This is a genomic window from Streptomyces sp. NBC_00344 (genome assembly GCF_036088315.1).
In the GTDB taxonomy this organism is placed as follows: domain Bacteria; phylum Actinomycetota; class Actinomycetes; order Streptomycetales; family Streptomycetaceae; genus Streptomyces.
In genome coordinates, this window is record NZ_CP107996.1 from 1,710,416 (window position 1) to 1,727,184 (window position 16,769).

The window sequence follows — 16,769 nt, forward strand, 5'->3', positions numbered from 1 at the left end:
CGATGACCGGATGGCCACCACACCTGAGCGTGATCGCGAGATCGAGACCCTGGACGAGTTCGACCGGGTCGTCGCCCGCGGATCCCTCCGCGGATACCGCGTCCAGGCCGTCGACCTGACGGGCCGTACGGATGTCCTTCTGTCGGCCGGCAACGCCAACGCCGTCTTCCTGGGCTGTCCGATGAGCCCCGAGGCCGAGGCCCGGGTCCGTGCGGACGGAGCGCTCGTCTTCCCGCCGGTACCCGGACTGCCGTTCGCCCCGTACCGCGGTCTGCTGTACTCGGCCGACGAGCTCTTCGAAGGGCTCGCGGACGGCTACGAGACCACTCCGGACGCCCTCGCCTACCAGTGGTTCCAGCGGACCAAGGCAGACGGCGACATATTCGCCTCGATGCTCCGCTCGATCCACGACGACGCGATCTCCGACGCTCTCGACGAACACCTGGAAAGCGCCCGGGTCGTGGGCGTGATGGGCGGTCACGCGATGGCCCGTGGCACGGCGGAGTACGCCGGAGCGGCCCGCCTGGGACGCACGCTCGCCCGCACCGGGCTGACCGTGGCCACCGGCGGCGGCCCCGGCGCCATGGAGGCGGCAAATCTCGGCGCACATGCCGCACCCTTCCGGGACGGCATGCTGGACGAGGCACTCGAGATCCTCGGCAAGACACCGTCGTTCAGCCCCTCGGTGTCCGATTGGGCCCGGGCCGCATTCGAGGTGCGCACCCGCTGGCCCGACGGCGGGGACTCCGTCGGCATCCCCACCTGGTTCTACGGCCACGAGCCCCCCAACGCCTTCGCCGGGCACATCGCCAAGTACTTCGCCAACGCCACCCGCGAGGACGGACTGCTGGCCCGCTCCACCGCGGGTGTGGTCTTCCTGCCGGGAGCAGCGGGCACGGTCCAGGAGATCTTCGACAACGCGACCCCGAACTACTACGGTTCCCGCGGCGAGCCGACCCCCATGGTGCTGGTGAACCGGGCCCACTGGACCGAGGAGCTGCCGGCCTGGCCACTGCTCCGGTCGCTGGCCGAGGGGCGTGCCATGGAGTCCAGGATCGCCCTGGTCGACACGGTGGCCGAGGCCCCGGACGCGCTGGCCGCCATGTCCTGAGCCGGACGGCAGCGCCTCCGGACGGATCAGCTCCGGTCGAGCTGCGCCCACCACCAGGCCGCCGACGGTATCGGTGGCGCTTCGGTGCGCGGGTCGCTCGGCCGGTCGGTGAGCTCCACTCCCCATGCGGCCCCGGCCACCGGCAGCGGGTTGCGGTTGCGCGGACTCGCGTAGCGGGGCGCCGCGTCCATCCACAGCACACAGCCCACGATGTAGTGGCCGAGCGCCTCCAGATAGCGGCGCAGATCGTCACCGGCCCCCCGGGCGACCTGCTCACGCAAGCGCAGAAACAGGTTCATCGCACGGTCCCGCAGCCCGACCGCATCGGCGAGCGCGTCGGCCGGTGCGCAGCCCTTGGCATGCGCCAGCACGTTCACCAGGTTCTGTTCCAGCTGCTCCTGGTCGTCCTCCTTGGCGTAGGAGAACAGATCGTTGTCGCAGCTGACCACGTAGCCGGCGATATCGGTGAGTGCCTGTACCCGGTCGTCGTACAGCTCCTGCGGCGGCACCTGGATGCCCTGCGCCAGCAGGCTCCAGGCCAGGGAGAAGCGGGTGCCGTTGATCGAAGGGCGCATCGAGACGTAGTCGTCGAGGCCCGGCATCACACCGCGCTCGGTGTTGCCCGCCTGCCAGGTGGCGCCGAACAGCCAGTCCCGCAGACCCTCACAGATCAGATGGAACGCGAACGGTCCGGCCGCCGCGCGGGTGCGCCTGACCAGGTCGTCGTAGGCCGCCGACAGCGGGCCCGGGCCCAGCCCGCCTGCGCCCGGGGTCTCCAGACCGCGGGCGACCCGGGAGTTGAACTCCGCGACCGAAGCGGCCGTAGTCGCGGACGAACCGGTGTCGTGGACCACGTCGTCCAGAGCGAACGCCCAGTGGTTCCAGTGGATGAACAGCAGCAACAGTTCCTCGTCGCCCCCGGGGATGATCCGGCAGCTGAAGTCGGTGCTGCGGGTGGCCGCCCCCCACGCGCGCTCGACCTCGTCCGGATAGAGGCCGAAGGCGTCCACCCAGGCCAGTGCGCGCTGCTCCAGGCCGTCGGCCGCCGGGTGCACGGCGGGCTCGATGGGGCAGTAGAACGGCGGCAGTCGCCAGCCGATGGCCGGCGTGCGGGTGCCCACTCAGGCCCCCCGCAGCCGGAACAGCAGAATGCGTGTCTCGATGCTCCGGTCGCGCCAGACCCGGAAGAACTTGCCGTGGGTCAGCGCCGATTCAACGAGCCGTTCCCGGGGGACGGGAACCGAGTCGGCGCCTGCCGTCCGGTCGATCTCCAGCGTCGACCACGCCATGCTCTGCACCCAGAACTCGGTGACCTCGTCCGTGACGTCCTCGTCCTGTTCGAGATCGAAGCCGGCCGCGCGGGCCGCTGCGATGTACTCGGTGAGGGTACCGAGCCGGGTGTGGTAGTAACCGTCGATGAACTCGGTCCACTCCGGTCGGCGCAGGAAGTGTTCCTGGACTCCGAACCAGCCGCCCGGCTTCAGGGCCTTGGCCATCACCTGGAACAGCCGCTCGCGGTCCATGTAGCCGGAGCTCTCGAAGGCGACCGCCGCGTCGTAGCGCCGCGCGGAGGTGAGTTCGTGCACATCGCCGACGACGGGTGTGACGAGTCCGCCGACACCCGCCTGACGGGCCAGGTCGGCTATCAGCGGGGCGTGGTCGGCGGCGATGGTCAGTGCGGTGACCGATGCGCCGTGGTCCTGGGCCCAGAGGATCGAACCGCCGCCCAGTCCGCAGCCGACGTCGAGCAGTTCGTCCGGCCGGTCACCCGCGACGTCCCACAACTGGGCGGCGCGCTTCACCATGGCCTCCTGCGACGCGACGAGGCGACGGCGGATCACATGCTGCGCGACCGTGGTGTTCGGAGGCTGGTGGGCGGGGTCGAAGAGCCCCACATGAAAGTGGATTCGCGGCCCGGGACCGTACTTGTGGACGATCGCCGCGGTCTTGGCGGAGTAGTAGAGCGGTACCTGCCCCACGTCGAAACCAGGTTCCTCAACGACAGTTGTGCGTACTGCTAGTCGGTTGTCCACGGCAGGCCCCCTTGCAGGGATATTCCCCAATGGGTCTCAAGAACTTGTCTAGGAGAACACAGCCAGTCACAAATCGCGTCACGTTGACCAGTTAACAACCAAATCTGTCTCATTACGGCGACCTTCGATCCGCTTAACGATCTGCGTCACTGATGCGGTATGGGGCGTTCAGTTCCTGGTGAGCAACTCGGCCGGGGTGCCGAAGAGGATCCCGTGTCCTCATCCGGCTGCTGGTACCGCATGGTGCCGAGGGTGTTGCCGCCCTGGTGAGAGGCCGTTTTCCGGGAGGCCGCCACGATCCCCGATGGTGACCGCGGCGGCCTCCCTCCCGATACCGGCGGGCGCTCCGACGTCCGTGAGTCTGCTGACCGGACGCCGCGGCCGACCGGTTCGCGGCAGACGGCATGGAACGACATCTCGCCATGATCGGGAACGATCCGATCCAGACCCCCGGGCCACCGGGACGGACGACCGGCGTGAGCCGTCCGAGCTGCGGCTATGCGCCGCCGCACCAGGAGGCACACGACCCAACCGGCGTGACTTCGCGCCACAGGAACGAGGGGCTCACTCAGGGGGCAGCAGGACCACTTCTCCGGCGTCGAAGGCCACTCCGACCGTCTCGCCCTCATCGGGTGAGACGCGCAGCGGGCACTCCGCCTCCAGCTGGGGACCCTGTTCGGGCATGAGGAGTACGGCGACGTGATGGCCCCGGAAGGTCCGCGCCTCCACCGTGCAGCGCAGCCCCTCGTCGGGCGGCACCAGCCGGACGCCGCCGGGACGCACGAGCAACCGGGCCTCGCCCTGCGGTGAGTCCTCGGGGACCGGGATCTTTCCCCAGGCCGTGTCGGCCGCCTCGCCGGCGACCGTCGCGGCCACCACGTTGTCGAAGCCGAGAAAACGCGCGACGAACTCCGTAGCGGGGCGTTGCCAGACCTCCAGCGGCGTGCCCACCTGGGCAATGCGGCCGTCCTGCATGACCACGACCCGGTCGGCGAGCGCGAACGCCTCACCCTGGTCATGGGTGACGGCGAGCACCGTTGTTCCCAACCGGCCGAAGAGCTGCCGCAGTTCGACGACCAGACGCTCCCGCAGGCTGCGGTCGAGCTGACCGAGCGGCTCGTCGAGCATCAGCAGTCTGGGGCGCGGGGCGAGCGCGCGGGCGAGCGCGACACGCTGCTGCTCCCCGCCGGACAGCGCCCCCACCGCGCGCCGCTGCGCGCCGGGCAGGCCGACGAGCTCCAGCAACTCCTCTACGCGGGGGGCGTGTTCATGCCGCGGTACGGAATGCATCCGCAGCCCGAAAGCCACGTTGGCGCCGACGTCACGCTGCGGAAAGAGCTGGTGGTCCTGGAACATGAGGCCGACGCCACGGCGGTGCACCGGTACCCCGTGCTGGTCGGCGCCTTCCAGCAGCACCCGTCCCGCGGAGGCCGGCTGCAGACCGGCCACCACCCGCAACAGAGTGGACTTACCGCTCCCGCTCGGCCCCAGAAGACAGACGGTCTCGTGCTCCGCGACGGCCAGATCCACCGAGTCCAGTGCGACCCGGTCGCCGAAGCGGACCGTCACACCGTCCAGTTGCAGCATCAGAACTCCCCCGAGCGATCGGTGCGGACACGTTCGAGAACCAGCAGCGACACCGCGCACACCAGCATCAGAATCGTGGACAGGGCCATCGCCTGCCCGTAGTTGAGCTCGCCGGCCCGCCCGAGCAGCCGCGCCACTGCCACCGGGAGCGTCGGGTTGTCCGGCCTGGCGATGAAGACCGTCGCGCCGAACTCGCCCAGCGACACGGCAAAGGCGAAACCGGCTGCCACCAGCAGCGCACGTCGCACCATCGGCAGATCCACCTCGCGCCACGCCCGTAGCGGGGAGGCACCGAGAACCGCGGCGGCCTCACGCAGCCGTTCGTCCACGGCCCGCAGCACGGGCAGCATGGTCCGTACGACGAACGGAACACCGACCAGCGCCTGGGCCAGCGGCACCAGAATCCAGGACGACCGCAGATCGAGCGGCGGCTTGTCCAGGGTGATCAGAAAGCCGAAGCCGACGGTGACCGCGGAGACTCCGAGCGGAAGCATCAGCAGCGCGTCGAACCCGCGCACCAGCCGGCCCGCGCGCCGGGTGAGCGCGGTAGCCGCGAGCCCTCCGACGAGCAACGCGATCACGGTCGCTGCCAGGGCGTACCGCACGGAGTTCCAGATCGTCTCGACCGGTGGGACGAGGAACGTTCCACCACCGGCACCCTGTGACTGCAGCGCACGGTAGAAGGCGAAGCCGTACCCGCCGGGGGCATCCAGCGACCGGTCGACCAGCACGCCAAGTGGCAGCAGGATCAGTACCAGCACCACCGCGAGCACCCCGCACAGAAGTACCCACTGGCCCGCGCCGCGCGGCCGGCGGGCAGTGCGCGCGGGGTCCACCAACGCCAGAGCGGTCTCTCTGCGCCGTACGGTCCATGCGTGCAGAGCGAGGATGGCACCGACCGCCACGAACTGCACCAGTGTCAGGACTGCGGCCGTCGGGAGATCGAGCAGTTCCGCCGTCTCGCGATAGATCTCCACCTCCAGGGTGGAGAAGGCCGGCCCGCCGAGGATCTGCACGACCCCGAACGAGGTGAAGGTGAAGAGAAAGACCATGAGCGCGGCCGCGGCCACGGCGGGCGCCAGCGCAGGCAGGGTCACCTTCCGCCAGGCATCGAACCTGGAGGAACCGAGAACCCGTGCGGCCTCCTCCTGACGGGGGTCGAGCTGCGACCAGAGCCCGCCCACGGTTCTGACGACCACCGCGTAGTTGAAGAAGACATGCGCCAGCAGAATGGCCCACACCGTGGTGTCCAGGCGGACACCCCACAGCTGGTCGAGCAGCCCGCCCCGCCCCAGAAGGGCGAGGAACGCGGTGCCGACGACCACGGTGGGCAGCACGAAGGGAACCGTGACCACCGCACGCAGCAGCTGCTTGCCCGGGAAGTCCAGGCGGGCGAAGACATAGGCTCCTGGCAACGCGATCAGCAGGGTGAGCACGGTCGAGGCGACCGCCTGCCAACTGGTGAACCAGAGCACATGCAGGATGTCCGGCCTGCCGAGCACCTCGCCGATCCGGCCGAACTGCCAGACCCCGCCCGCCTTGAGCCCGCGGCCGACGATCGCGACGACCGGGTAGGCGAAGAAGACCGCGAAGAACGCGACCGGCACAGCCATCAGGCCGAGCCGCACCGCGTTCCCGCGGACCGCCGCTGCTACAGGACGATGGAGGACCACGACTTGACCCACTGATCACGGTTCTTGGCGATCGTGCCGGGGGCGACCGTCTCAGGCGCGGGGACCTCGGCGCCGAACTTCGTGAACACCGCCGGCATCTTCGCGCCCTTGGTCACCGGGTCCACGAACATGTTGAGGGGCATGTCCTCCTGGAACTTCCTGCTGATCAGGAAGTCCAGCAGCGCCTTTCCGCCGGCCTGGTTCTTCGCACCGTCCAGCAGTCCGGCGAACTCGATCTGCCGGAAGCAGGTGGAGGTCACGACACCGGTCGGGGCGGTCTTCGGCTTCGGCTTGGCGTAGAGCACCTCGGCGGGCGGGCTCGACGCGTACGAGACGACCAGCGGGCGATCACCCTTGGCCTTCCGGCCGCCCGCCGATCCCGAGAACTCCTGGTTGTATGCCTGCTCCCAGCCGTCGACGACCTTCACACCGTTGGCCTTGAGCTTCTTCCAGTAGCCCTGCCAGCCGGCGTTCCCGTACTTGGCCACCGTGCCGAGCATGAAGCCCAGACCGGGTGACGAGGTCGCCACGTTCTCGGTGACCAGGAGGTTCTTGTACTCGGGCTTGATCAGGTCGTCGAAGCTGCGCGGCACGGCGAGTTTGCGGTCCGCGAAGTACTTCTTGTCGTAGTTGACGCAGAGGTCACCGGTGTCGATGGGAGTGACCCGGTGCTTCCCGGCGTCGAGTTGTACGTTCGCCGGGACGTCCTCCAGGCCCTTCGCCCGGTACGGCGTGAAGAGGCCGTGATCGAGCGCCCTCGAGAGCAGCGTGTTGTCCACGCCGAAGAAGACGTCGCCGCGCGGGGAACCCTTGGAGAGGATCTCCTGGTTGAGGGCAGCACCCGCATCCCCGCTCTTGAGGACATGGACCGTGTAGCCGGTCTCTTTGGTGAACGCCTTCAGCACCGCCGGGGACGCGGCGAAGGAGTCATGACTGACCAGCGTCACGGTCTTCGACTTCCCGGCGGACGAGCCCGAGCTGTCGGAGCTCCCGCAGGCGGCGAGCGCCGGGACGGCCAGCGCGGCGGCCAGCACGGTGACCGTCAGCTTCTTGGTGGTGCTCACTGAATTCCTCCTGGGATGGACATCCAGGAAGAGACGCGGCCCTGCCCGCGCGGGACGGGCAGGGCGCAACAGCTCGAGTAGTGACCGAACTTCCTACCCGGAATGACCCGGGCAAGGTTCAGAGGGTCTGCGGCGTGGCCGCACTCTCAGCGCTGTGGCGCTCCCCTGTCGGAATATGAAAATGTACGGCCCACGTTACACGTGGTCTACCTCTCCGAGGCTGCCAGCTGTCCGCACGCTCCGTCGATCTCCTGGCCACGGGTGTCGCGAACGGTCACAGGCACTCCATGAGCGGCGATCGCGGCGACGAAGGCCTTCTCGTCCTCCGGCCGGGAAGCGGTCCACTTCGAGCCGGGTGTCGGGTTCAGCGGGATCAGATTGACGTGGACCGGCTTGCCTCGGAGGAGACGGCCCAGCCGGTCGCCCCGCCACGCCTGGTCGTTGATGTCACGGATGAGTGCGTACTCGATGGAGATCCGTCGGCCGGACTTCGCCGCGTACTCCCAGGCGGCGTCCAGCACCTCCCGGACCTTCCAGCGCGTGTTCACCGGGACCAGCGTGTCCCGCAGCTCGTCGTCGGGCGCATGCAACGAGACCGCGAGGCGGCATTTGAATCCCTCGTCCGCGAAGCGGAGCATCGCGGGGACGAGTCCGACGGTCGAGACGGTGATCCCACGCTGCGACAGGCCGAGACCATCGGGCTCCGGGTCCGTCAGCCGGCGGATGGATCCGACGACCCGCTTGTAGTTGGCCAGCGGCTCGCCCATCCCCATGAAGACGATGTTGGAGAGCCGGGCCGGCCCGCCGGGGACCTCGCCGTCGCGCAGTGCACGCATACCGTCGACGATCTGGTGCACGATCTCGGCCGTCGACAGGTTGCGGTCGAGACCCGCCTGTCCCGTGGCACAGAAGGGGCAGTTCATGCCGCAGCCGGCCTGCGAGGAGATGCACATGGTCACCCGGTCCGGATAGCGCATCAGCACCGACTCGACCAGGGTGCCGTCGTGCAGCTTCCAGAGCGTCTTGCGGGTGGTGTCGTCGTCACAGCTGATGTGGCGCACCACACTCATGAGGTCCGGAAGCAGGGCCTCCCGCAGCTTCTCCCGCGAGGCGGCTGGGATATCCGTCCACTCGGCCGGGTCGTGGGCATAGCGGGCGAAGTAGTGCTGCGACAGCTGCTTGGCGCGAAACGGCTTCTCGCCGGTCTCGGCCACGGCGTCCTTGCGCTCGGCGGGCGTGAGGTCGGCGAGGTGAAGCGGCGGCTTCTTGGCTCCGCGGGGCGCGACGAAAGTGAGTTCTCCGGGCTTAGGCATGGTTCATCCAGTGTTACAGACACGCCGTGGTCGTAGAGACCTCCGCCGGCTCAGAAAGGGCGAGAGACCCTCCGCCCCGGTCGTCGTTGGTCGTCATTAGTCGACGTCGGCGCCCCTTTGACGGCCCGGAGACGGCCCGGCACAGCGTTGAGACCGTGACCGATAGCACGATGGGCAGAAGGTACGCACGGCTGCCCGCGGCGGCCTAGAATCGAATACGTGTCCGAAAACTTCTCTCGCCTGGATCGCCTGCGCATCGTGCGCGAGTGGCAGGCGTATCAGCTCGGCCGCACCGATCGGACGATCGCCGAGCTGGAAGATCGCGAGGCGGCAGCCGCCCGGGCTGCGCGCACGCTGCCGCCGCCGGCGCCCGAGTGGAAGCTCTCCATGCTGCGCACGGGTAGCGGGTCCCACGCCGACGCCGTCCACACAGGCGACTGCGGCATGGGCGGAGAGAGGACGCAGTCGATGACCCGTGAGCAGGCACTGCGCGCGCTCACGGAGGGTGGCATCACGGCTTGCCCGTTCTGCCGACCCGACAGAGAGCTGGGAGTGCTGTGAGTCGAGAAGCGCCAGAACCTGAGGGCCTGAGCGGCGCACCGATAGTCGCCCACCGAGCCTCCGGGACGAACGGCCGGCGAGTGACGATCCACGCTCAGACCGTGGGACTCGCTCGCAGCGACGCCGACATGGTCGAGTTCCTGCGCAGAGCCGGGCTGCCGGACGCCAGTGACATGCTGGACGATCCCCGATGGGTGGAGTGGCAGGGCGGCCGGCCCCACGAGTACAGCGGAACCTGGTGAAGGGAAGACACCACGCCAGCAGTACGTGCAGGTCAGGGACCACTGCCATGCAATGCCGCATCGCCGCCGGTTCCCGCAGACAGTTGAGGGAGGGCCCGCCATCCTGCGGACAGCGGGCCCTCCCTCGATAACAGCAGGTCAGGGCCGGTCAGGACCCGACGAACAGCACCAGCAGCAGCCAGACGACCGGAGCGGTGGGCAGCAGGGAGTCCAGCCGGTCCATGATTCCGCCGTGGCCGGGCAGCAGGGTCCCCATGTCCTTGATCCCGAGATCCCTCTTGATCATGGACTCGCCCAGGTCGCCGAGCGTGGCGCTGGCCGCGACGGCGAATCCGAGCAGCAGACCCTGCCACCACTGGCCGTCGTCGATCAGGAACTGCATGCAGAGCGCCCCCGCCACCATCGCGAAGGAAACCGCTCCGAACAGCCCCTCACGGGTCTTGCCGGGGCTGATGCGCGGGGCGAGTTTGTGCTTGCCGAAACGCCAGCCGACCGCGTACGCGCCGGTGTCGCTGACCACGGTCAGCAACAGGAAGGTGAGCACCCGCCACGGCCCGTCGTCCGCTGCGAGCAGCAGGGCGACGAAGGTCGCGAGGAACGGCACGTAGAACGCGGCGAAGACACCCGCCGTGACGTCCTTGAGGTATCCCTCGGGCGGCTCGGTCATCCGCCAGACCAGCACAGCGAGCGCGGTGAGCGCCATGGCGATCCAGGCGCCCTCGGCGCCGCGCGAGTACCCGGCGACAACCATCGCGGCACCGCCCACCGCCAGCGGTACCAGCGGGGCCTTGATGCCCTTGCGTTCCTCGAGCCGGGAGGTCAGCTCCCAGAGTCCCACCACGACGGCGACCACGACCACGCCGACGAATGCCGGCTTCCAGAAGAAGAGCGAGGCCGCGACCACCGCGCCGAGTCCGACGCCGACCCCTATCGCGGCCCGCAGGTCACGGCCGGCCTTCTTCTTCTCCGGGGGCGGCGGCGGGGCGGACATGGGCTCCTGCGGCATCTCGGGACGGAACAGGGGACCACTCGGCCGAGCGGCCCCCCGATCGTCACGGTCGCGGTCTTCGGCGTCGTCTCTGCCTGCGTCGGGCACGATGGGCATGGGCCGAGTCTGCTCGGCTTCACGCTCGCCGTACGCGGGACCCGCCGGGACAGGCCCCTGGTCGGGGGCCGGTCGCCATTCCCCCACATAGTCGGCGCTCTGCGGGGCACCCCAGGAAGAGTCGTTCATCAGACCTCGAGCAGCTCGGCTTCCTTGTGCTTGAGAAGCTCGTCCACCTGCGCAACGTACTTCGCGGTGGTGTCGTCGAGCTCCTTCTCGGCGCGACGGCCCTCGTCCTCGCCGACCTCACCGTCCTTGACGAACTTGTCGATCGTCTCCTTGGCCTTGCGGCGGATGGAGCGGATCGAGATCTTGGAGTCCTCGGCCTTGGTCCTGGCGACCTTGGTGTACTCCTTGCGGCGCTCACCGGTGAGTTCGGGGAACGTCACCCGGATGATATTGCCGTCGTTGCTCGGATTGACGCCGAGGTCCGAGTCCCGGATCGCCTGCTCGATGTTGCGCAGCGAGGTCTTGTCGAACGGGGTCACCACGGCCATCCGCGCCTCGGGCACCGAGAACGAGGCGAGCTGGTTGATCGGGGTCAGCGAGCCGTAGTACTCCGCCACGATCTTGTTGAACATCGCCGGGTGCGCACGGCCGGTGCGGATCGCGGCGAAGTCCTCCTTGGCGACCACGACGGCCTTCTCCATCTTCTCCTCGGCCTCGAGGAGGGTCTCTTCGATCACCACTTGCTCCTGCATGTCTCGAGTGGGCCCTGCGTACTCAAGGCCCGGGGATAAACCCGTGTGCTGTCCTGCACGGTGTCCGACCGGCAGGTTCTTGTCCACCTCTGGGGCGGCCCTCCCCGGTATTCAGGCCCGGGTGCCCTGGTCGTTCACGAGAGTCCCGATCTTCTCACCCTTGACGGCGCGCGCGATATTGCCCGAGGCGAGCAGCTCGAAGACCAGGATGGGCAGACTGTTGTCGCGGCAGAGAGTGATGGCGGTGGCGTCCGCGACCTTGAGGTCCCTGGAGAGCACCTCGCTGTACTCCAGCGCGTCGAACTTCACCGCATCGGGATTCTTCTTGGGGTCGGAGTCGTAGACCCCGTCCACGCCGTTCTTGCCCATGAGCAGCGCCTCGGCGTCGATCTCCAGGGCACGCTGGGCGGCCGTGGTGTCGGTGGAGAAGTACGGCATTCCCATGCCCGCGCCGAAGATGACGACGCGCCCCTTCTCCAGATGACGCACGGCACGCAGCGGGATGTACGGCTCAGCGACCTGGCCCATGGTGATGGCGGTCTGCACCCGGGAGTCGATGCCCTCCTTCTCCAGGAAGTCCTGGAGGGCGAGGCAGTTCATCACGGTACCGAGCATGCCCATGTAGTCGGAGCGCGCCCGGTCCATGCCACGCTGCTGCAACTCGGCGCCGCGGAAGAAGTTCCCGCCGCCGATGACGACCGCGATCTCAGCGCCGTCGCGGACGACCGCGGCGATCTCGCGGGCTATGGCGTGTACGACGTCGGGGTCGACGCCGAGGCCGCCCCCGCCGGCGAACGCCTCACCGGACAGCTTCAGCATGAAGCGGCCGTGCCTCTTACCGCCGTCACTCTGCCCGGCTTCACTGGCCTTGTCGGCTTTGTCGGCCTTTTCCATGGAGATCTCCTCGTGCACATACGAAGAAGGCCATTGCCGTGGGTCCTTGCGGTTCCCTGTGCGGCAATGGCCTCCTCGTCAGATCTGCGGCCGTCCGGCGCGGACGTGGACGACTGCGTCAGACCCTATCGGGGTCTTTGATGAATCGCGTACAGACTCAGATGCCGACCTTGATGCGCGCGAAACGCGTCAGGGAGACACCGGCCTCGTCCAGAACCTTCTGGACGGACTTCTTGTTGTCCTTCGCGAACGCCTGCTCGAGAACGACGACGTCCTTGAAGAAGCCGTTGACGCGACCCTCGACGATCTTCGGGAGGGCGGCCTCGGGCTTGCCCTCCTCGCGAGAGGTGGCCTCGGCGACGCGGCGCTCGTTCTCGACCGTCTCGGCCGGAACCTCGTCACGGTTGAGGTACTTCGGGGCGAAGGCGGCGATGTGCTGCGCGACGTCCTTGGCGACCTCGGCGTTCTCCTTGTCCAGCTCGACCAGGACGCCGACCTGCGGCGGGAGGTCGGGCATGGTGCGGTGCATGTACGCAGCCACGTAACCGCCGGTGAACTGCGCGAAGCGGTCCAGGACGATCTTCTCGCCAAGGTTGGCGTTGGCCTCGTCCACGTACGCCTGGACGGTCTTGCCGGCCTCGATCTCGGACGCGAGCAGCGTGGCGAGGTCGGCGGGCGAGGTGGCGGCGACGTGGGCGGCGAGCGTGTTGGCGACGGCCTGGAACTTCTCGCCCTTGGCGACGAAGTCGGTCTCGCACTTCAGCTCGAGCAGGACGCCGGACGTCTTGTCCTCAGAGATGAGGGAGACGACGGCGCCGTTCTCGGCAGAGCGGCCCTCGCGCTTGGCGACGCCCTTCTGGCCCTTGATACGAAGGGCCTCGACGGCCTTGTCGACGCTGCCTTCGGCCTCGTCGAGCGCCTTCTTGCAGTCCATCATGCCGGCGCCGGTGAGCTCGCGGAGCTTCTTGACGTCAGCGGCGGTGTAGTTCGCCATGATCGTGAAATTCTCTCTCGAAGTCTGAAAGATCTTACGGGTGAACGGCGGGGGCCCAGGGGCCCCCGCCGTCAACTACCGAACCGGTGAAGGTCAGGCCTGCTCGGCGTCCGCGGCCGGGGCGGCCTCGGCGGCGGGAGCCTCGGCCGGAGCCTCAGCGGCATCCTCGGCCGGCTTCTCGGCCTCGGCCTCGGCCTCGGCCTCGGCCGGCTTCTCACCCTCGGCGGCGGCCGGAGCTGCTTCGTCAGCCTTCTTCTCGCCGTCGAGCAGGTCTCGCTCCCACTCGGCAAGCGGCTCGGAGGCGGCCTTCTCGCCCGGCTTCTGGTCGCCGGACGCGGCGCCGGAGCGGGCGATGAGGCCCTCGGCGACGGCGTCGGCGATCACGCGGGTGAGCAGGGTGACGGAGCGGATCGCGTCGTCGTTGCCCGGGATCTTGTAGTCGACCTCGTCGGGGTCGCAGTTGGTGTCGAGGATCGCGACAACCGGGATGTGGAGCTTGCGCGCCTCACCGACGGCGATGTGCTCCTTCTTGGTGTCGACGATCCAGACGGCGCTGGGCACCTTCTGCATCTCGCGGATACCACCGAGGGTCTTCTCCAGCTTGGCCTTCTCGCGCGAGAGGACCAGGAGCTCCTTCTTGGTGAGACCCGACGCCGCCACGTCCTCGAAGTCGATCTGCTCGAGCTCCTTGAGGCGCTGCAGACGCTTGTAGACGGTGGAGAAGTTGGTCAGCATGCCGCCCAGCCAGCGCTGGTTGACATACGGCATGCCCACGCGCGTCGCCTGCTCGGCGATGGCTTCCTGAGCCTGCTTCTTCGTACCGACGAACATGATGGAGCCGCCGTGGGCAACGGTCTCCTTGACGAACTCGTAGGCGCGGTCGATGTACGACAGCGACTGGAGCAGGTCGATGATGTAAATGCCGTTGCGCTCCGTGAAGATGAAACGCTTCATCTTCGGGTTCCAACGACGGGTCTGGTGACCGAAGTGGACGCCGCTTTCCAGCAGCTCCCGCATCGTGACGACGGCCATGGCCGTACTCCTTGAGGTGCTCGGTTGTCGCGACCGCAGGGTTGCTGCCGCGCCTGACGCCCCTACGCGCCATGCCACAAGGGACCGAGAGGCGCGTCCATCGACCGCAGAAGGGGTGATGGGGGGCGTGCGAAGTCGACCCGGTGACCCGGATCGCCACCTGAAGTGTACGGGACCCGGTGGGTGCCGGGTGACGACGATGTCCACAACCGTTGCGCGGTCCACAGATCCCGGCCATGATCCCCGCGGATCCGCTCGGCGGGCGACGCTATCCGTCATGCGCTTGTTACTGACTGCCCTGGCGGCTCTGCTCGCTGTGGTGCTGCCCGGCACCGTATCCGCCTCGGCTGCGACCGCCGGCGATCGCAGCTGGCCGCTCGGTGGCCGCCCCCGGATCGTGCGGGGCTGGGATCCACCCGCCTCGCCGTACGGACCGGGTCACCGCGGGGTCGACCTGGCCGCACCCTCAGGTGCGCCGGTGAAGGCCGCCGCGCCGGGGCGCGTCCTGTTCTCGGGGCAGGTGGCGGGGCGCGGCGTGGTCACCGTTGCGGTGGCCGGCACTCCGCTGCGTACGACCTTCTCACCGGTGCGGGCGATCGCCGCTGAAGGTGACGAGGTCACTGCGGGACAGGTCGTGGCGGTCCTGGAGGACGGGCCCTTCCACTGTCCCTCAGGGTGCCTGCACTGGGGTCTTCTGCGCGGGGACACCTATCTGGACCCTTTGTCACTGCTGCCGGCGGACATGCTGCACCTGGGCCCGTCCCGGCTGCTCCCGGTCTTCGGTGTCCCGCAGCCGGCAGGACAGGAGGACTCCCCCGCGGAAGCTGCCGGCCTGCACCCGGCATCGGCGGAGGCGGCGGCTCCGGCGGTGCCGGACACGGTCCATGCCCTGCTCCTGGCCGCAGTGGCACTCTGGACGCACTGGACCTGCCGCGGCCGCGTCAGCCCCGAACGCCCCGCAGCGCCATCGCGACGGCGGCATCGGCCACGGCACGGGGGTCCTCCGCCCCCAGTTCGATACGCCGGACTGCCGCGTCCACCACGCCCTGGAGCAGCATCGCCGCCATCAGTGGCTGCTCATGGCGCAGTGCTTCGAGCGCGGCCACGATCATCGCGACCAGACCGCCGTGCGCGGCCCGGATCTTCTCGCGGGCGCCCGCGTCGAGCTCGCTCGCGGAGATGGCGACCACCGCCCGGTGCCGCTGATCACCGACGAGTACCAGCTGCCGGCGCACGTACGCCTCGACCTTGCCCTCAGGGGTGCCGGCGTGCTCCATCGCAGCCTCGATCTCGGCCGCCCAGACCGGGAAGTCGACGGCGCAGAGCTCTTCCACCACGGCGGCGCGGGAACGGAAGTACTCATAGACGGAGGAGCGCGCCAGACCGGTGCGCTCGGCAAGAGCGGGGAAGGTCAGCGCCTCCGTGCCGCCGTCGGAGAGCAGGGTGCGGGCTGCGTCCAGCAGGGCGCCGCGCTGCATGGTCCGGTGCTCGGCCACCGAGGCCGCTCGAATCCTGGGCACGCCCCCACTTTACGGAAACCGCGCGCGCAGGGACGATTCAGCTTCAGGTCACCGGCCGACGTCGGCCAGCTTGGCCCTGAGCTGCAGAACCGACTTGGTGTGGATCTGGCTGACCCGGCTCTCGGTGACCCCGAGGACATGACCGATCTCGGCCAGAGTGAGCCCCTCGTAGTAGTACAGAGTCACCACGGTCTTCTCGCGCTCCGGGAGGGTGTTGATGGCGCGGGCCAGCAGTCTGCGCAGCTCGCGGCCCTCGGCCAGCTCGACCGGATTGTCCGCTGCGGTGTCCTCCAGGGTGTCCATCAGACTGAGCCGGTCGCCGCCCTCCCCGCCGACGTGCAGCAGCTCGTCCAGGGCGACCACATTCGCCAGCGACAGCTGGCTGAAGACGGCGTGCAGTTCTTCGACCGCGATGCCCATCTCCGCGGCCACCTCGCTCTCGGAGGGAGTACGCCGGAATCTGGCCTCCAGCGTCGCGTAGGCACGCTCGACGGCGCGTGCCTTCTGCCGGACCGAGCGCGGAATCCAGTCGAGAGCGCGCAGCTCGTCGATCATCGCGCCGCGGATCCGAGTGATCGCGTAGGTCTCGAACTTGATCGCCCGTTCGATATCGAACTTCTCGATCGCGTCGATCAGCCCGAAAACCCCGGATGAGACGAAGTCCGCCTGCTCGACATTGGGGGGCAGCCCCACGCTGACCCGCCCGGCCACGTACTTCACCAGGGGGGAGTAGTGCAGGATCAGTTGTTCGCGCAGTCGTTTGTCGCCCGTGGCTTTGTACGACCGCCACAGCTCATCGAGCGTCGACGGTGCGGCGGGCCGCATTTGGCCACGTGCAGCGGGAGGTGCTGCCGCGCGGTCAGACCCGGACGTGTGCTGGGGCATGCGTTGCCTTGAGCCGTTCTAGTGGGACTGCGTGGGACGTGATTCCGAGCCGAT

At 68.7% G+C, this 16,769-nt stretch carries 16 protein-coding genes and 1 pseudogene; 4 read left to right on the plus strand and 13 right to left on the minus strand.

Annotation, left to right across the window (positions count from 1 at the left end; genetic code table 11):
• Positions 1-10: 10 nt before the first annotated feature.
• On the plus strand, positions 11-1,111 hold the full coding sequence (locus tag OHS16_RS07520) for an LOG family protein (RefSeq protein ID WP_328536402.1): 1,101 nt from the start codon (positions 11-13) through the stop codon (positions 1,109-1,111).
• 26 nt (positions 1,112-1,137) lie between these two features.
• Here the strand turns inward: OHS16_RS07520 and OHS16_RS07525 are convergent, their stop codons facing one another.
• From OHS16_RS07525 to rlmN, 6 genes are all read right to left on the minus strand, one after another.
• The gene (locus OHS16_RS07525; RefSeq protein ID WP_328536403.1) at positions 1,138-2,232 is read right to left on the minus strand and encodes a terpene synthase family protein; all 1,095 of its coding nucleotides are present in this window, start codon (positions 2,230-2,232) and stop codon (positions 1,138-1,140) included.
• Positions 2,233-3,090: a methyltransferase domain-containing protein gene (locus tag OHS16_RS07530; protein WP_328536404.1), complete on the minus strand. Its 858-nt coding sequence runs from the start codon at positions 3,088-3,090 to the stop codon at positions 2,233-2,235.
• 618 nt (positions 3,091-3,708) lie between these two features.
• Positions 3,709-4,731, minus strand: coding sequence for an ABC transporter ATP-binding protein (locus tag OHS16_RS07535; protein WP_328536405.1), 1,023 nt, complete (start codon positions 4,729-4,731; stop codon positions 3,709-3,711).
• Positions 4,731-6,344 (minus strand): ABC transporter permease, encoded by a 1,614-nt coding sequence (locus OHS16_RS07540; protein WP_328540747.1) that lies wholly within the window; start codon positions 6,342-6,344, stop codon positions 4,731-4,733. Before OHS16_RS07540 ends, OHS16_RS07535 begins: the two co-directional genes overlap by 1 nt.
• A gap of 38 nt (positions 6,345-6,382) precedes the next feature.
• Entirely contained in the window at positions 6,383-7,468 is a 1,086-nt protein-coding gene (locus tag OHS16_RS07545; RefSeq protein WP_328536406.1) for a thiamine ABC transporter substrate-binding protein, read from the minus strand.
• Positions 7,469-7,674: 206 nt separating this feature from the next.
• Positions 7,675-8,781 carry a 23S rRNA (adenine(2503)-C(2))-methyltransferase RlmN gene (gene rlmN, locus OHS16_RS07550; protein WP_328536407.1) on the minus strand — a complete coding sequence of 369 codons (1,107 nt, stop codon included), beginning with the start codon at positions 8,779-8,781 and terminating at the stop codon, positions 7,675-7,677.
• A 219-nt stretch (positions 8,782-9,000) separates the two neighbouring features.
• Between rlmN and OHS16_RS07555 the strand changes: the two genes are divergently transcribed.
• Both OHS16_RS07555 and OHS16_RS07560 read left to right on the plus strand, forming a co-directional pair.
• On the plus strand, positions 9,001-9,342 hold the full coding sequence (locus tag OHS16_RS07555; RefSeq protein WP_328536408.1) for a DUF6233 domain-containing protein: 342 nt from the start codon (positions 9,001-9,003) through the stop codon (positions 9,340-9,342).
• Between the two features lie 26 nt (positions 9,343-9,368).
• On the plus strand, positions 9,369-9,584 hold the full coding sequence (locus OHS16_RS07560) for a hypothetical protein (protein WP_328540748.1): 216 nt from the start codon (positions 9,369-9,371) through the stop codon (positions 9,582-9,584).
• A 148-nt stretch (positions 9,585-9,732) separates the two neighbouring features.
• Here the strand turns inward: OHS16_RS07560 and OHS16_RS07565 are convergent, their stop codons facing one another.
• The 5 genes from OHS16_RS07565 to rpsB form a co-directional block, all read right to left on the minus strand.
• Entirely contained in the window at positions 9,733-10,818 is a 1,086-nt protein-coding gene (locus tag OHS16_RS07565) for a phosphatidate cytidylyltransferase (RefSeq protein ID WP_328536409.1), read from the minus strand.
• The gene (frr, locus tag OHS16_RS07570) at positions 10,818-11,375 is read right to left on the minus strand and encodes a ribosome recycling factor (RefSeq protein WP_328540749.1); all 558 of its coding nucleotides are present in this window, start codon (positions 11,373-11,375) and stop codon (positions 10,818-10,820) included. The genes OHS16_RS07565 and frr overlap by 1 nt, the downstream gene beginning before the upstream one ends.
• 126 nt (positions 11,376-11,501) lie before the next feature.
• Positions 11,502-12,284: a UMP kinase gene (pyrH, locus tag OHS16_RS07575; RefSeq protein WP_328536410.1), complete on the minus strand. Its 783-nt coding sequence runs from the start codon at positions 12,282-12,284 to the stop codon at positions 11,502-11,504.
• 157 nt (positions 12,285-12,441) lie between these two features.
• A complete protein-coding gene (gene tsf, locus OHS16_RS07580) occupies positions 12,442-13,278 on the minus strand; it encodes a translation elongation factor Ts (protein WP_328536411.1) in 837 nt (278 codons plus the stop codon).
• Positions 13,279-13,371: 93 nt separating this feature from the next.
• A complete protein-coding gene (rpsB, locus tag OHS16_RS07585; RefSeq protein WP_328536412.1) occupies positions 13,372-14,310 on the minus strand; it encodes a 30S ribosomal protein S2 in 939 nt (312 codons plus the stop codon).
• 118 nt (positions 14,311-14,428) lie between these two features.
• Between rpsB and OHS16_RS32090 the strand changes: the two are divergent.
• Positions 14,429-15,142, plus strand: a pseudogene (locus OHS16_RS32090) (murein hydrolase activator EnvC family protein); the annotation flags it as partial.
• Positions 15,143-15,251: 109 nt separating this feature from the next.
• On the opposite strand, the gene OHS16_RS07595 reads toward OHS16_RS32090, so the two are convergent.
• Both OHS16_RS07595 and whiG read right to left on the minus strand, forming a co-directional pair.
• Positions 15,252-15,806 carry a TetR/AcrR family transcriptional regulator gene (locus OHS16_RS07595; protein ID WP_328540750.1) on the minus strand — a complete coding sequence of 185 codons (555 nt, stop codon included), beginning with the start codon at positions 15,804-15,806 and terminating at the stop codon, positions 15,252-15,254.
• Positions 15,807-15,878: 72 nt separating this feature from the next.
• Positions 15,879-16,715: an RNA polymerase sigma factor WhiG gene (whiG, locus tag OHS16_RS07600; protein WP_328536413.1), complete on the minus strand. Its 837-nt coding sequence runs from the start codon at positions 16,713-16,715 to the stop codon at positions 15,879-15,881.
• Between the last annotated feature and the right edge of the window lie 54 nt (positions 16,716-16,769).

Coding starts and splice junctions, on each gene's coding strand:
- pyrH (WP_328536410.1), bottom strand. CDS start 12,284: ATGGAAAAGGCCGACAAAGCCGACAAGGCCAGTGAAGCCGGGCAGAGT.
- rpsB (WP_328536412.1), bottom strand. CDS start 14,310: ATGGCCGTCGTCACGATGCGGGAGCTGCTGGAAAGCGGCGTCCACTTC.
- tsf (WP_328536411.1), bottom strand. CDS start 13,278: ATGGCGAACTACACCGCCGCTGACGTCAAGAAGCTCCGCGAGCTCACC.
- rlmN (WP_328536407.1), bottom strand. CDS start 8,781: ATGCCTAAGCCCGGAGAACTCACTTTCGTCGCGCCCCGCGGAGCCAAG.
- OHS16_RS07535 (WP_328536405.1), bottom strand. CDS start 4,731: ATGCTGCAACTGGACGGTGTGACGGTCCGCTTCGGCGACCGGGTCGCA.
- OHS16_RS07565 (WP_328536409.1), bottom strand. CDS start 10,818: ATGAACGACTCTTCCTGGGGTGCCCCGCAGAGCGCCGACTATGTGGGG.
- OHS16_RS07540 (WP_328540747.1), bottom strand. CDS start 6,344: ATGGCTGTGCCGGTCGCGTTCTTCGCGGTCTTCTTCGCCTACCCGGTC.
- whiG (WP_328536413.1), bottom strand. CDS start 16,715: ATGCCCCAGCACACGTCCGGGTCTGACCGCGCGGCAGCACCTCCCGCT.
- OHS16_RS07520 (WP_328536402.1), top strand. CDS start 11: ATGGCCACCACACCTGAGCGTGATCGCGAGATCGAGACCCTGGACGAG.